The 13,695-nt window shown below is 44.4% G+C and carries 13 protein-coding genes; 4 read left to right on the top strand and 9 right to left on the bottom strand.

Annotated elements, in window-relative coordinates; translation table 11 throughout:
- Positions 1 to 277 precede the first annotated feature (277 nt).
- The 4 genes from pheS to lpxM all read left to right on the top strand — a co-directional run bounded on the left by pheS (position 278) and on the right by lpxM (position 4,981).
- Positions 278 to 1,261 carry a phenylalanine--tRNA ligase subunit alpha gene (pheS, locus tag K5R16_RS18980; protein ID WP_044555921.1) on the top strand — a complete coding sequence of 328 codons (984 nt, stop codon included), beginning with the start codon at positions 278 to 280 and terminating at the stop codon, positions 1,259 to 1,261.
- A 15-nt stretch (positions 1,262 to 1,276) separates the two neighbouring features.
- Positions 1,277 to 3,664 (top strand): phenylalanine--tRNA ligase subunit beta, encoded by a 2,388-nt coding sequence (pheT, locus tag K5R16_RS18975; protein ID WP_220739555.1) that lies wholly within the window; start codon positions 1,277 to 1,279, stop codon positions 3,662 to 3,664.
- A gap of 4 nt (positions 3,665 to 3,668) precedes the next feature.
- On the top strand, positions 3,669 to 3,965 hold the full coding sequence (ihfA, locus tag K5R16_RS18970) for an integration host factor subunit alpha (protein ID WP_012142935.1): 297 nt from the start codon (positions 3,669 to 3,671) through the stop codon (positions 3,963 to 3,965).
- Positions 3,966 to 4,042: 77 nt separating this feature from the next.
- Entirely contained in the window at positions 4,043 to 4,981 is a 939-nt protein-coding gene (lpxM, locus tag K5R16_RS18965) for a lauroyl-Kdo(2)-lipid IV(A) myristoyltransferase (RefSeq protein ID WP_220739553.1), read from the top strand.
- Positions 4,982 to 5,050: 69 nt separating this feature from the next.
- Here the strand turns inward: lpxM and K5R16_RS18960 are convergent, their stop codons facing one another.
- The 9 genes from K5R16_RS18960 to hisD all read right to left on the bottom strand — a co-directional run bounded on the left by K5R16_RS18960 (position 5,051) and on the right by hisD (position 13,693).
- A complete protein-coding gene (locus K5R16_RS18960) occupies positions 5,051 to 6,154 on the bottom strand; it encodes a phosphoribosylaminoimidazolesuccinocarboxamide synthase (RefSeq protein WP_220739551.1) in 1,104 nt (367 codons plus the stop codon).
- 151 nt (positions 6,155 to 6,305) lie between these two features.
- The gene (locus K5R16_RS18955; RefSeq protein WP_220739549.1) at positions 6,306 to 7,055 is read right to left on the bottom strand and encodes an ABC transporter substrate-binding protein; all 750 of its coding nucleotides are present in this window, start codon (positions 7,053 to 7,055) and stop codon (positions 6,306 to 6,308) included.
- 226 nt (positions 7,056 to 7,281) lie between these two features.
- Complete coding sequence (gene hisIE / locus K5R16_RS18950; protein WP_220739547.1) at positions 7,282 to 7,923, bottom strand: bifunctional phosphoribosyl-AMP cyclohydrolase/phosphoribosyl-ATP diphosphatase HisIE; 642 nt, start codon at positions 7,921 to 7,923, stop codon at positions 7,282 to 7,284.
- Positions 7,924 to 7,962: 39 nt separating this feature from the next.
- A complete protein-coding gene (hisF, locus tag K5R16_RS18945) occupies positions 7,963 to 8,736 on the bottom strand; it encodes an imidazole glycerol phosphate synthase subunit HisF (protein ID WP_220739545.1) in 774 nt (257 codons plus the stop codon).
- The gene (hisA, locus tag K5R16_RS18940) at positions 8,718 to 9,455 is read right to left on the bottom strand and encodes a 1-(5-phosphoribosyl)-5-[(5-phosphoribosylamino)methylideneamino]imidazole-4-carboxamide isomerase (protein ID WP_220739543.1); all 738 of its coding nucleotides are present in this window, start codon (positions 9,453 to 9,455) and stop codon (positions 8,718 to 8,720) included. Before hisA ends, hisF begins: the two co-directional genes overlap by 19 nt.
- Before the next feature lie 2 nt (positions 9,456 to 9,457).
- Complete coding sequence (hisH, locus tag K5R16_RS18935; RefSeq protein WP_220739541.1) at positions 9,458 to 10,168, bottom strand: imidazole glycerol phosphate synthase subunit HisH; 711 nt, start codon at positions 10,166 to 10,168, stop codon at positions 9,458 to 9,460.
- Positions 10,165 to 11,244 (bottom strand): bifunctional histidinol-phosphatase/imidazoleglycerol-phosphate dehydratase HisB, encoded by a 1,080-nt coding sequence (hisB, locus tag K5R16_RS18930; RefSeq protein ID WP_220739539.1) that lies wholly within the window; start codon positions 11,242 to 11,244, stop codon positions 10,165 to 10,167. Before hisB ends, hisH begins: the two co-directional genes overlap by 4 nt.
- A 74-nt stretch (positions 11,245 to 11,318) precedes the next feature.
- Entirely contained in the window at positions 11,319 to 12,377 is a 1,059-nt protein-coding gene (hisC, locus tag K5R16_RS18925) for a histidinol-phosphate transaminase (RefSeq protein WP_220739538.1), read from the bottom strand.
- The gene (gene hisD, locus K5R16_RS18920) at positions 12,377 to 13,693 is read right to left on the bottom strand and encodes a histidinol dehydrogenase (protein WP_220739537.1); all 1,317 of its coding nucleotides are present in this window, start codon (positions 13,691 to 13,693) and stop codon (positions 12,377 to 12,379) included. Before hisD ends, hisC begins: the two co-directional genes overlap by 1 nt.
- Between the last annotated feature and the right edge of the window lie 2 nt (positions 13,694 to 13,695).

Raw genomic sequence — 13,695 nt, 5'->3', positions numbered from 1 at the left:
GTATTTTACCGATTAGCGAGATAGTACATATCATATAGTTGAATAACCATTTAAAATTTAACGTTCAAGATACATATTTTGCAGGCGAAGACTCATCGAGTTGATTGTTCTTGAACAAGGACTAAACAAAATAAGCAGTTAGCTTGTAAAAAGGTGCAATTAACCCTAGTCAAATGGGGTTCGCTCACGTAAAATTTGTGTCTTTTTCTATTTTCGCCTAAGAAAATATGTAAGCCCGAAGACTCGTAGGTTTGTCCTACATGCACTGGAAGAGATGATGTCACAGTTAACAGAGATCGTAGAACAGGCCTTAGCCGCCATCAAAGACGCTACAGATTTGAAAGCGCTTGATGACCTCCGTGTCGATTACCTTGGTAAAAAAGGTAAAATTACCGACATGATGAAGATGATGGGGAAACTGCCTCCTGAAGAGAAGCCGGCCTTCGGCCAAGCTGTAAACCAAGCGAAACAAGCGGTTCAACAGCAGCTATCTATACGCATCGATGGATTGAAAGCGGCAGAACTTGAAGCGCAGTTGAAAGCTGAAAGCATTGATGTGAGCCTACCTGGGCGTCGTATCGAAAATGGTGGGTTGCACCCAGTGACTCGTACCATTGAGCGTATCGAGAGTTTCTTCGGTGAGCTTGGTTTTACCGTAAAAGACGGTCCTGAAATTGAAGATGACTTTCATAACTTCGATGCATTAAACATCTCAGAACATCATCCTGCACGTGCTGATCACGACACTTTCTATTTCAATCCGAAAGTGATGCTGCGTACCCAAACCTCGGGTGTTCAGATCCGTACTATGGAGCATGAAAAGCCACCGCTACGTATCATTTCTCCAGGCCGTGTTTACCGTAATGACTACGACCAAACGCATACGCCAATGTTCCACCAAGTCGAAGGTTTGCTTGTTGCTGAGAATGTTAACTTTGCAGAGCTTAAAGGCATATTGCATGACTTCTTACGCAATTTCTTTGAAGAGGACCTTGAGGTTCGCTTCCGCCCATCATACTTCCCATTCACTGAGCCTTCAGCTGAAGTCGACGTAATGGGTAAAAATGGCAAGTGGTTAGAAGTACTAGGTTGCGGCATGGTTCACCCAAATGTACTGCGTAGCGTGGGTATCGATCCTGAAAAGTACTCTGGTTTTGCATTCGGTATGGGTGTTGAACGTCTATCTATGTTGCGTTATGGCGTTAACGATTTACGTTCTTTCTTTGAAAATGATCTTCGCTTCCTTAAGCAATTTAAATAAACGGAGCTGTATAGCATGAAATTTAGCGAATCTTGGCTTCGTGAGTGGGTTAACCCAAGTGTTAACCGTGAAGAATTAGCACATCAAATTACCATGGCGGGTTTAGAAGTTGATGGTATTGATACTGTCGCTGCTGACTTTAGCGGTGTCGTAGTCGGTGAGGTTGTTGAGTGTGGTCAGCATCCTGATGCAGACAAACTACGTGTAACAAAAATAAATGTTGGTGGTGATGAGCTAATCGACATTGTTTGTGGCGCACCAAACTGCCGTTTAGGTCTTAAAGTTGCTGTTGCTATGGTTGGCGCTGTGCTACCCGGCGATTTCAAAATAAAGAAAGCCAAGCTGCGTGGCCAACCATCATTCGGTATGCTTTGTTCATACGGTGAACTAGGTATCGACATTGAAAGCGATGGTATTATCGAGCTTCCGACTGACGCGCCAATTGGCCAAGATGTGCGTGAATATCTTGACCTTGATGATGCTGTCATTGATGTTGATTTGACTGCTAACCGTGCCGATTGTCTTGGTATGGCGGGTCTTGCTCGTGAAGTGGGTGTTTTGAATCGCCAAACAGTGACAGAGCCTTCTTGGGAAGCTGTTACTGCCACGATCAGTGATGAAGTCAGTATTGATCTACAAGCTGAAAAAGAATGCGGACGATACTTGGGCCGTGTGATTAAGAATGTTGACGTGAAAGCGGCAACACCACTTTGGATGCAAGAGAAGTTGCGCCGTAGTGGTATTCGTTCAATTGACCCTATTGTTGATATTACCAACTATGTACTGATTGAATTTGGTCAGCCAATGCACGCATTTGATAATGCGAAATTGGAAGGTGGTATTCAGGTTCGCAAACCTAATGGCGAAGAGAAACTAACACTGCTTGATGGCAATGAAATCACTATCCCAGAAGGTATGTTGATCATCGCTGACAATGTTAAACCGCTGGCGCTAGCAGGCGTATTTGGTGGCGAACATTCAGGCGTGACCACTGAAACGACTAATATCATGCTCGAGTGTGCGTTCTTCGCACCACTGGCTATTTTGGGTAAAGCTCGAAAAATTGGTCTGCACACTGATGCATCACATCGTTTCGAGCGTGGTGTTGACCCTGAACTGCAACATAAAGTGATGGATCGCGCGAGTCGCCTTGTGCTTGATATCTGTGGTGGTGAAGCGGGCCCAGTTGTTGAAGCTAAATCCGAAGACAACCTACCAAAGCCAGTACAAATTGTATTACGTCGCAGTAAGTTAGATCGTACTTTGGGTCACCATATCGAAGATAACGATGTGACTGAAATCTTAGAACGACTTGGCTTTGCCGTTGAAGTGATTGAAGGGCAGTGGAATGTTACAACTGCGACTTATCGTTTTGATATGGCAATCGAAGAAGACTTGATTGAAGAAGTTGCCCGTATTTACGGTTACAACAATATTCCAAATATTGCGCCAATAGCGCAGTTAAGCATGTCAGATCACAATGAGTCAGATATTAGCTTAAAGCGTGTTCGTAGCATGTTGGTTGCACGTGGATTTCAAGAAGCGGTAACTTATAGCTTTGTTGATCCTAAGCAGCAAAACCTGATACACCCAGATGCTGAAGCAATGATCTTGCCGAATCCAATTTCGGTTGAGATGTCAGCAATGCGTTTGTCTATGTTTACCGGTTTATTATCGGCTGTAGGTTACAACCAAAGTCGTCAGCAAAACCGCGTTAGATTGTTTGAAACAGGTCTACGTTTTGTGCCAAACGAATCGGCAGACTCAGGTGTTGCTCAAGAGCCAATGTTATCAGCTGTTATTGCCGGTAACCAGAACGATGAGCACTGGTCAATGGAGTCAAATACTGTTGATTTCTTCGATCTGAAAGGTGATCTTGAAGCGGTCATTGGATTAACCGTTGCAGACAATGAATTTAGCTTTAGAGTGGCATCTCATCCAGCGCTTCATCCGGGGCAATGTGCTGAAATATTAAGAAATGATCGTGTAATTGGTATCATAGGTACGGTACATCCGACCCTTGAAAAGCCATTTGGCCTCAATGGCAAAACAATTATTTTTGAGCTTGAATTAGACGCTTTGCTACATGCTGAATTACCGCAAGCCCAGACTGTATCTAAGTTTCCAGCTAACCGTCGTGACATTGCCATCGTCGTTGATGAGGCTGTTGCTGCCGATGATGTTGTAAAATTGATAAGAAAAGTTGGCGAAAATCAGTTGGTTGGCATAAACTTGTTCGACGTATACCAAGGTAAAGGTGTAGAGGAAGGCAAAAAGAGCCTTGCTATCGCACTCTTATTACAAGACAACGCTCGTACACTTGAAGAGAAAGAGATCGCCGAGATGGTTGATGTAGTGGTTTCTGCTCTGAAAGACGAGTTCAACGCATCGTTGAGGGACTAAAAGTATGGCACTTACCAAAGCCGAAATGGCAGAACATCTTTTTGAAACGCTAGGTATCAATAAGAGAGTAGCGAAAGAGATGGTAGAGACGTTTTTCGAAGAGATTCGTCAAGCTCTTGAAAGTGGTGAGCAGGTCAAGCTATCTGGCTTTGGCAACTTTGACCTGAGAGATAAGAATCAAAGACCGGGAAGGAACCCAAAGACGGGAGAAGATATCCCTATTTCAGCGAGACGTGTTGTGACATTTCGTCCAGGACAGAAGCTGAAAAGTCGCGTCGAAGAAGCTAACGCAAAGAAGTAATTGCAATAGCATCGTGATGAAGAGGCCACTCAATAGAGTGGCTTTTTCTGTTATTCATCTGCTAAAGAGGTTTGCGCTTGTCTAGAAAACCGAAGTATTTTGACCGTCGCTTTACACTATCGTTATTACACCTAAAATATTGGCTGACATGGTTTGCTATTCTAGTGTTGGTGCTGTTTGGACTTATGCCTGCGTGGCTTAGAGATCCTATTGCTCGTCAGTTATCAAAATTAGTGCTTAAGATTGCCGCTAAACCTATCGCTGTTGCCAGAGCTAACTTGACCACTTGTTTTCCTGATAAATCGAATGCTGACATAGAGGCATTGATCCGCGACAACGTTGAAAATTTTGTGATGATATTATTGGCGCAATCAGAGCTGCTAGTGAAGTCTAGGCAGAACATTCGCAGCAGAGTACAACTAACAGGCTTTGAACATGTAGAGCAGGCAAGAGCAGCTGGCCAACCTGTCATATTTATCATGCCTCACGTTTGGGGAATTGAATATGCAGGCCTACGATTAAACTTAGATTTGCCTATGGTATCAATGGCGAAAGCGCATAAAAATGGTCTGTTTAATTGGTTTAATAACCGTATGCGCAGCTCCCAAGGTGGCAATATCTATATGCGTGAAGCGGGAATTAGAGCATTGCTGGCCGAACTTAAGCAAAACAATAGTTTTTTCTATCTACCCGATGAGGATTTAGGGCCAGATAAAAGTGTTTTTGCCCCCTTTTTAGGCACGACTAAAGCGACATTGCCAGTGGTTGGTCGACTGGCTCAAGCTGGAAATGCGCAAGTGATGCCTGTCAAAATCGGTTATGACCAAGTGAAGCGCCAATATCAATTAACAGTGATGCCAGCTATCGCCCCTGAAGATATGCAGGGCAAAGAAAATGAAGCTATCGCCTTGAACAAGGCAGTAGAACAGGTCATTTTGGCCTATCCTGAACAGTATATGTGGTTCCTTAAAGTGCTGAAAACGCGTCCTGAAGGCGAAGCGTCAATCTATAAATAAGAAACTGGATCAGCTAAACTAAAAAAGCCGCAATATTCATTGCGGCTTTTTACTAACAAATGAGCAATGTTAAACGATCAGTTGATATTCACTGCGTAAAATATCGATGATTTCCTGCTTAGGGTTTTCACTGATGTGCAATTTCTTGCCAATCACTTTCTCAGCAATACCAACATAAGTATTTGAGATATCCATCATCACTGACTCTGGTAGCTTATTGTCTTTAGCTAAAGCAAAGCGTTCTTCCATGCGGTTCTTATTGAGTAAAATATCCGCATCTGGGAAGTGATTCAGCAACCACTGTCTGAAACCTTCTTTTGATTGCTCAATGATTTTGCCGTCGCGATGAGAACTACCATCCCAAATACGAGAGCTATCAGGTGTGCCCACTTCATCCATATAGATAAGCTTTTCATTGCCTGCAGCATCATTGACGTAACCAAATTCAAATTTGGTATCAACAAAGATTTGGTCTTGTTCAGCCAAGGCATCGCTAATCACGTCAAAGCCTTCTGAGAGCAACTTCTCGTATAAATCAATATCAGTCTTATTGCTGAAATTAAAGCCTGCCACGTGTCTCTCAATGTCGCTGCGCGATACGTTCACGTCATCAGCTTCAGGCACACCTTCAAGACCGGTTAATACACCCTTGGTTGACGGTGTGATTAGGATCTCTGGCAGTTTTTGATCTTTTTCTAAGCCTTCAGGTAAGGTAATGCCACAAAATTCACGTTCACCTTTGCTGTATGCGCGCCACATTGAACCTGTAATGTACTGACGTGCAATCGCCTCAATCATAACTGGGCGGGCTTTCTGAACTATCCATACCAAAGGATGTGGTATATCAAGAATATGGCTATCAGCTAGGCCTTTTTCTTTAAATAGTTTGAACCAGTGGTTTGAAATTGCGTTTAATGCAGTTCCTTTACCTGGAACACCATTTAAACCGTTCTCACCTTGCCACACACAATCAAACGCAGAGATACGATCACTGATAACCATTATTGCTAATGGTGCGTCAGCGGGAACGTCATAGCCTTTGTCTTTGATTAAGCGAGCACTGTCTTCGGGGGTTAACCAGTAAACACTGCGAACTTTACCAGAATGCACTGGTTTGTCGGTACGAATGGGAAGATTGTCATTTACGACTAAAACTTTATCTGCAAGATTCATAGGGCACACTTTTATTATTGAGAAGCTTAATTTTAGTGGCGCAGATTGTATCAGAAGTTAGATTTGGCAACACTATGGTGATAGCTGTTTTAGCCTAGATAAAAACAGTGTTCTTAATAAAAGAAAATCAGCAGCCTAGCTTGGCTATTTTTTACTGATAACGGTTTAAAATGTTAGTGATTTCGCCATTGGCTTTCATCATTAAGATCTGCAGGTCGATCCATTCAATTAGCTCGTTTGCTACCCCGTCTCCATAACTAAAATGAATATCAACCGGCGCGATCGTATCGCTGATATTGCTAAACTTAAATAAGGATGGGTCTATCTGATGTTGTTTAACGCTATATAGCACTCGGCTCTTGATTTCGATAAACAGGTCGCCCCTTGAGTTTTTGAGTGCTAGCAACGCGCTCCTATGACTATTTACCTTTAGTACTTTCATTTGATATTGCTCGATCAGTGGTTCTAAACCGGAGTATTGAAACCCTTTCAGTAAAATGACGGTTTTACCTAATAGACCATTGTTAAATCCAGTGATTTGATCGTTGTCTTTCAGCGTGGCCATTATATGTTCAGCACTGAACAATGATTGATTGGAAAGACGTTTGTTTTGAGTCCAATTACCGTCTGCAGAGCGCCATGTTGGTGAACCATAGCTTATCCAGTTTAGATAAGTTTGTTGCTTGATTTCATAAAGGTATCGTTTGAACGGCATGACTTGTGGGGAGACTTCTAACGCTTTTTTTTGTTCTAGAGTGGTAATAATATCGGTGATTACGCCGCTGTAAGTATCGTCTGCGTTATGATTTATCTGAAAGGGTTCTGCTTGCTTGGCAATAATTAAATAGTGTAGTTCCTCAGCAGAGACTGTCTGAGCAAATAATGAACCTATAAGTAGCATGGTGAGTCGCAAAGGTTTGATAATGCTAACCTATAGAGTCGGGATGATAATGCGTTAGAGTATAATGATTTTTTATAGTTATGTAACTGTAATTATTGGATATAAGCTAGCTTTAGTTTTCTCTTTTTAGATATTTCTGTGCTATCACTAAATCTGGTTAATTATATTCTGCTCTTGTCATGATGACTGCCACAAAACATAGCTAACCAGTTAGCTGGCTGTCGTTTTATTTCGCAGCGTTGTGTCGCTTCATCAGATTTGCAGTGACCTCTTCAAGTGATAGTTCCTGATCTTCTAATAATACCAATAGGTGATAGATAAGGTCAGAAGCTTCATCAATGAGTTCTGGTTTGTCGTTTGTTGCTGCTGCTAGCGCGGTCTCAAGTCCCTCTTCACCGACTTTTTGCGCGATACGTTTTGTACCACGTTCAAACAAGTAAGCAGTGTAGCTCGATTTCGGGTCTTGCCCCTTGCGAGAAGCAATCAATGCACTGAGATTATCAATGAAGCTATGGGCCTTACCGTCGGTCCAGCAGCTCTCGGTGCCTTTATGGCAAGTTGGGCCATTAGGTAGCACCTGAACCAATAGACTATCGTTGTCACAATCCATATCTATCGCGACGAGATCAAGCGTATTACCGGAGGTTTCGCCTTTAGTCCATAAGCGCTGTTTACTGCGGCTAAAAAAAGTGACCACAGCGGTAGTGAGCGTCTTTTCTAGAGCTGCTTGGTCCATATAACCTAGCATCAGTACTTTACCGGTTAAGTGGTTCTGTACGATAGCGGGGATCAAACCATCGGTTTTGCCCCAGTCTAATCGACTCAATAATTCACTGTCTTGCTTATTTGTTTGATAATGCGCTGTCATTTTGCATCCTTAATTCGAACGTATTTATGTGTCGCTAGTTTAAACGCGCACAGCGATTTGATTGTCACGCAGATAACGCTTTAACGCTTGGATATCGATAATGCCTTTGTGGAACACACTTGCAGCAAGTGCAGCATCGACTCTAGCTAGGGCAAAGACATCTTTAAAATGCGCCATGGTCCCAGCCCCGCCGGAAGCAATTAGTGGCACGTCACATAGAGAACGAATCATTGATAATTGCTCAATATCATAACCTTGACGTACGCCGTCTTGGTTCATTACGTTGAGTACAATTTCACCGCAGCCACGTTTTTGAACCTCTTCTACCCAATCTTGCGTAAACCATTGAGTGTCTTTGGTTGCAGACTCATCGCCAGTAAACTGTTTTACTTTATAGCTGTCACTGATGTGGTCGTGGTAAGAGTCGATACCGATAACAATACATTGGCGGCCAAACTCGTCTTGTAAGCGTTCAATTAAACTAGGATCGGTTAATGCTGGCGAGTTAATTGATATCTTATCAGCGCCAAAGGCCAACTTCTCACGGGCTTGCTCGATGGTGCGAATGCCACCTGCGACACAAAATGGAATATCGATACGCTCAGCCACACGACTGACCCACGACTTGTCGATAACCCGGTCATGGGCGCTAGCGGTGATGTCATAAAACACCAGTTCATCGGCACCTTCATCCGCGTAACGAGCGGCCAGAGGCACAATGTCACCGACGATTTCATGGTTACGAAACTGCACGCCTTTAACCACTTTGCCCTCTTTTACATCGAGGCAGGGGACTATGCGTTTGGCCAACATGTAATTGCCTCCTCAACGGTAAACTGATTGATAAGCAGTGCTTTGCCAATAATGATGCCATTCGCGCCGCTATCTTTTACCGCTTGCACATCTGCTAGAGTCGCAATACCACCAGAGGCTTGCCAGTTTATCTTTGGGTATGCAGTGCTTATCTCTTGATAAAGTTCATTATTAGCGCCTTTCAGAGTACCGTCTCGACTAATATCGGTTACCAATGCGTGTTTTAAACCGACCTCTGTAAACTCAGCCACTAATGATTCGAGTGTTTTACCACCACCAGACTGCCAACCTGATACCGCCACTATTTTCTCGCCTGTTTCGTTAATATTGACATCGAGTGCTAAACAAATCGCGTCGCTGCCATATTTTACAAACCAGCTTTTGACTAACTCAGGTTCTTTGACGGCTAGAGAGCCAATCACCACACGGCTAACACCTATCTCCAGTAATTCACTTAGCTGTGCCTCCGTTCTCACTCCACCGCCTACTTGAATAGGCGTGTCGAGCCCTTGCACTAAGCTGGCTATAAGCTGTGTTTGGCGCTTCATCGGGTCTTTTGCACCCGTTAAGTCAACAATGTGCAGCAAGTCTGCACCTTGTTCTTGGTAGCTTAGTAGCTGCGCCAACGGACTTAAATCAAACGTTGTTTTTTGATTGTAATCGCCTTGGTAAAGACGAACGACTTGACCTTCTATAAGATCAATTGCAGGTATTATCATCTTTACGCCTCACACTGATTTGAATTGTTGATTTGATTAAAAGTGCCTGTCGACATGTTGAGGAAATTTTTCAACATTCTTGCGCCAACCGATGCACTTTTTTCTGGGTGAAACTGCAAGCCGATAAAATTGTCTTTGGCAATCGCTGCGCTAAACTGCTCACCATGCTCGGCGGTGGCGATTGTAAATTCAGCGATTGGCGCTCGATAGCTATGGACAAAATACACATAATCGCCTTTGCTGATCCCGTCAAAAATGGGGTGGCTAGAGGGAGTAATTTGATTCCAGCCCATATGTGGCAAGGGTAAGCCTTTGCTATCTAGCTCTTCGATATCGGTTGGGATCAGCCCAAGACACAAACAGTCCTCAGTTGTCGCGCCGCGTTCTTTCGATAAGCGCGTTAACATTTGCATGCCTAAACAGACACCGAGTACCGGTTGTGTTAGTGATTTAATCACTTCCACTAATTGTTTGTTTCGCAGTGATGCCATGGCAGCGCCTGCGGTGCCAACACCGGGTAACACCACGCGAGTGGCAGCTTTAATTGCTGCAATGTCATCGGTAACACTGAGGTTTTTACGCTCATCAGCAGATAACAAGCGCTCAAATGCATAGCGAACTGAACTTAAGTTGGCACAGCCGGTGTCGATAATCACCGTTGTGCCTTCGACTGTGCCTTCGCTTGTTAACTTATTGCTAGCTAGCTGACTCATAGCACACCTTTACTCGATGGCAACGCATCACCTTCTATGGCGACCGCTTGACGTAGCGTGCGACCCAGTACTTTAAACAAGCTCTCTACTTTATGGTGATCGTTATCGCCTAAAGTTTTAAGGTGCAAAGTACAGCGAAGCCCATCAGAGAATGAACGGAAGAAGTGTGGCACCATTTCGGTGGCCATCGCGCCGACCATCTCACGTTCAAATTCCGCTGAGAATTTAATGAATGGACGGCCTGATAGATCGAGTAAACACTCGGCGCTGGCTTCATCCATTGGAATTGCTTGCTCAAAGGCATTACCAAAGCGCGCAATACCGCGTTTATCGCCTAATGCTTGACGCAGTGCATCACCTATAGCAAGAGCGGTATCTTCAACGCTGTGGTGGTCATCAATCTCTAAATCGCCATCCACGTTCACGTCCATCTTAAAATTACCGTGGGTCGAAATCTGCTCTAGCATGTGGTCAAAAAAACCAATGCCAGTATTGATTGAGCCTTTAACCCCTGAGTCGAGGTCGATGGTGACTTTAATGTCGGTCTCTTTAGTGGTGCGCACGACGGTAGCCACACGATTTTTGCTGAGCAGTTTTTCGGCAATGTCATTCCAAGTCAGGCTTTGTGGGTTGTATTGAAGTCCTTGAATGCCCATTGAGTCAGCAAGTCCCATATCCGTTTCACGGTCGCCGATAACAGCTGATTGGGTGAAATCGATACGACCAGTGGTTAAGTACTCTTTTACCAGTCCTAGCTTCGGTTTGCGGCAACTGCAGTTCTCGTCATCAAAGTGAGGACAGATAAGGACATCATCAAATTTAACCCCTTGGCTACTCAATATTTGCATCATCATATCTTGTGGCGCATCAAAGTCATCTTTTGGAAAAGAGGGAGTGCCTAATCCATCTTGATTACTGACCATCACTAAACGGTAACCCGCAGTTTGTAGTTTCAATAGTGCTGGAATGACATTGGGCTCAAATACCAATTTAGCTAGCGTATCAACCTGTTTATCGGTCACTGGCTCTTCGATAATGGTGCCGTCACGGTCAATAAAGAGAATTTTCTGTTTCATAGCGATAATACCTTTCAGATTTTTAATTTTTTAGACTCGGCTTTAACTATCTCGCCAAGTCATGATTATTCTTATTAATTCGGCGCCGAAAAAAGGTTAATTAAGTAGTCGGTTTGCGCCTGATTGGAAAAGCTAAAACGAATACAGTTTGCTAAGCGTTTGTCGTTATAACTTCGCGCTATTACGCCTGCTTGAGTTAGCTTTTGTTGAACAGTTGGCTTGTCATTAAACTCTGCCAAAACGTAATTACCGTGGGCTTGTACTACTTTGGCGCCAAAGGTTTGCAATGCTTGTGCTAATCGCTGACCTTGCAGATTCATCTCCGCTACCTGGTTTTGCATGGTTGCTAATCCATCGGGGCTAAGCGCTTGTACTGCAAGTTCACTAACCGGCAGTGGTACAGGGTAGGGAGCGATGACTCGCATACACATATCGATAATATCAGGGTTTGCCAATAAAAATCCGCAGCGAGCGCCAGCGAGTGCAAATGCTTTTGAAAGGGTGCGCAGCACCACCAAATTGCTTTTACTTGCGACTAAATCAGCCACCGAATACTCAGGGCTAAATTCGATATAAGCTTCATCGACAACCACCAGTTGATTGGGATTATTGTCGACAACCTCAATAAGTACATCTCTTGAAATCACACTTCCCGTTGGGTTATTCGGATTGCAGATGAACATGATCTTACTGCTTAATCCTTTATCAATCTGCGCCGTATAATCCGTCGGTAGTTGAAAATTATCAGTCAATTGTAAGGCATTAACTGCAACATTGGCCGTTTTGGCACTAATGGCATACATGCCGTAAGTGGGGCCAAAAGTGGTGATGGCATCTATACCTGGATTGCAAAATGTACGTATGAGGATTTCAATCGCTTCATCAGCGCCGCGACCGGTCAAGATACACTGACTTGGTACCTTGCTATAACGGCTATAAGCATCGATTAATGCTGGTGGTTGGCATTCTGGGTAACGGTTGACGCCCACTAAAGCTGTGTTATTAAATGGTGATTCATTAGCATTTATCCAAATATCACCTTGGCCGCCAATACGCCTTGCAGATTGATAGACTTCCAAATCTAGAAGTTCTGGCCTAGCTAAACGCTGTGCAAGCGTGTTTATCTTAGTCATCATGCCTCCGAAGCGTCATTTTTAGCGATATTAAGTGATGCAAGACGCAGCGCCACTGCATTTTTATGAGCATCGAGTTGCTCTGCTGCTGCCAGAGTCATCACTGCATTGCCTATGGAAGCTAGTCCATCCGCGGTTAACTCTTGTACGGTAAAGCGACGACTAAAGTCTGCTAGCGACAAACTTGACACGGTTTTGCTGTAGCCATATGTCGGCAATACGTGGTTGGTTCCGCTGGCATAATCTCCAACAGATTCAGGAGTGTACGCGCCTAAAAATACAGAGCCAGCAGCGCGAATATTAGCTAATACTGCCCTTGGCTGCTCGGTCTGGATAATCAGGTGCTCAGGTCCATAAAGGTTAGAGACCTGTGCAGCTTCAGTCATATCATTGACCAGCAGAGTTCGGCTGCAGCTTAGTGCTGTTGTGGCAACGTCTGAGCGTGAAAGCTCGGACAGTTGCTGCGCTAATGCTTGATTAACCTTATTGGCCAATTCGATAGAGTCTGTCACTAACATTACTTGTGAGTCAGGTCCGTGCTCGGCTTGAGATAACAGGTCTGCGGCCACAAAGCTGGCGTTGGCTTTTGCATCGGCAATGACTAACACCTCAGAAGGACCTGCTGGCATATCGATACTGACGGTTGCTCGACTATCTTGGCTAACTGCACGTTTAGCTTCGGTGACAAAGCGGTTACCTGGGCCGAATATTTTATCAACTTGAGGCACCGAATCAGTGCCAAAGGCAAGGGCGGCAATGGCTTGTGCGCCGCCAACTTGATAGATCTCTGTAATGCCACAAGCATCTGCTGCATAGACGATAGCGTCATTGATTGGCGGAGGGCTGACTAAAACGCGTTTGTTACAGCCAGCGATTTTGGCGGGTAGTGCCAACATTAAAACGGTCGAGATTAGCGGCGCGGTGCCGCCAGGTATATAGAGGCCGACTCTCTCAATTGGCTCACTTCTTAGCTCGCAGCGAATACCTTTTTGGGTTTCTACATCAACAGGGCTTGATACCTGCGCTTGGTGAAAGCTATCGATATTAGCTTGAGCTTGAGCTATCGCTTGTTTCAGCTCCGCCGGTACTGCTTGGCAAGCTTGCGCTATTTGCGCTTTTGACAGCTTAAGGTTATCGATATTAACGCCGTCAAACTGCTTGGCAAAACTGCGCAAAGCACTGTCGCCATCAGTCACTACCGCATCGATAATGTTAGCAACAGTTTGCTCAAGGTTTGAGTCGCCGATGAGCGGCGATCTTGCCAGCGCGTCTTGCTTAGCCGCTGTTGTTAATGTTTGCCAATTGAGAATGTCCATCA

This window comes from Shewanella sp. c952 (assembly GCF_019654975.1).
GTDB lineage: Bacteria > Pseudomonadota > Gammaproteobacteria > Enterobacterales > Shewanellaceae > Shewanella.
Note: the sequence above shows the minus strand (reverse complement) of the source record. Positions and strands in the feature narration are given on the sequence as shown.

What these genes read in the sequence shown, in the direction of transcription:
- hisC (WP_220739538.1), bottom strand. Translation starts at nt 12,377, where the DNA reads ATGACTAAGATAAACACGCTTGCACAGCGTTTAGCTAGGCCAGAACTT.
- pheS (WP_044555921.1), top strand. Translation starts at nt 278, where the DNA reads ATGTCACAGTTAACAGAGATCGTAGAACAGGCCTTAGCCGCCATCAAA.
- pheT (WP_220739555.1), top strand. Translation starts at nt 1,277, where the DNA reads ATGAAATTTAGCGAATCTTGGCTTCGTGAGTGGGTTAACCCAAGTGTT.
- hisA (WP_220739543.1), bottom strand. Translation starts at nt 9,455, where the DNA reads ATGATAATACCTGCAATTGATCTTATAGAAGGTCAAGTCGTTCGTCTT.
- hisF (WP_220739545.1), bottom strand. Translation starts at nt 8,736, where the DNA reads ATGTTGGCCAAACGCATAGTCCCCTGCCTCGATGTAAAAGAGGGCAAA.
- hisD (WP_220739537.1), bottom strand. Translation starts at nt 13,693, where the DNA reads ATGGACATTCTCAATTGGCAAACATTAACAACAGCGGCTAAGCAAGAC.
- hisB (WP_220739539.1), bottom strand. Translation starts at nt 11,244, where the DNA reads ATGAAACAGAAAATTCTCTTTATTGACCGTGACGGCACCATTATCGAA.
- hisH (WP_220739541.1), bottom strand. Translation starts at nt 10,168, where the DNA reads ATGAGTCAGCTAGCTAGCAATAAGTTAACAAGCGAAGGCACAGTCGAA.
- K5R16_RS18960 (WP_220739551.1), bottom strand. Translation starts at nt 6,154, where the DNA reads ATGAATCTTGCAGATAAAGTTTTAGTCGTAAATGACAATCTTCCCATT.
- K5R16_RS18955 (WP_220739549.1), bottom strand. Translation starts at nt 7,055, where the DNA reads ATGCTACTTATAGGTTCATTATTTGCTCAGACAGTCTCTGCTGAGGAA.
- ihfA (WP_012142935.1), top strand. Translation starts at nt 3,669, where the DNA reads ATGGCACTTACCAAAGCCGAAATGGCAGAACATCTTTTTGAAACGCTA.
- hisIE (WP_220739547.1), bottom strand. Translation starts at nt 7,923, where the DNA reads ATGACAGCGCATTATCAAACAAATAAGCAAGACAGTGAATTATTGAGT.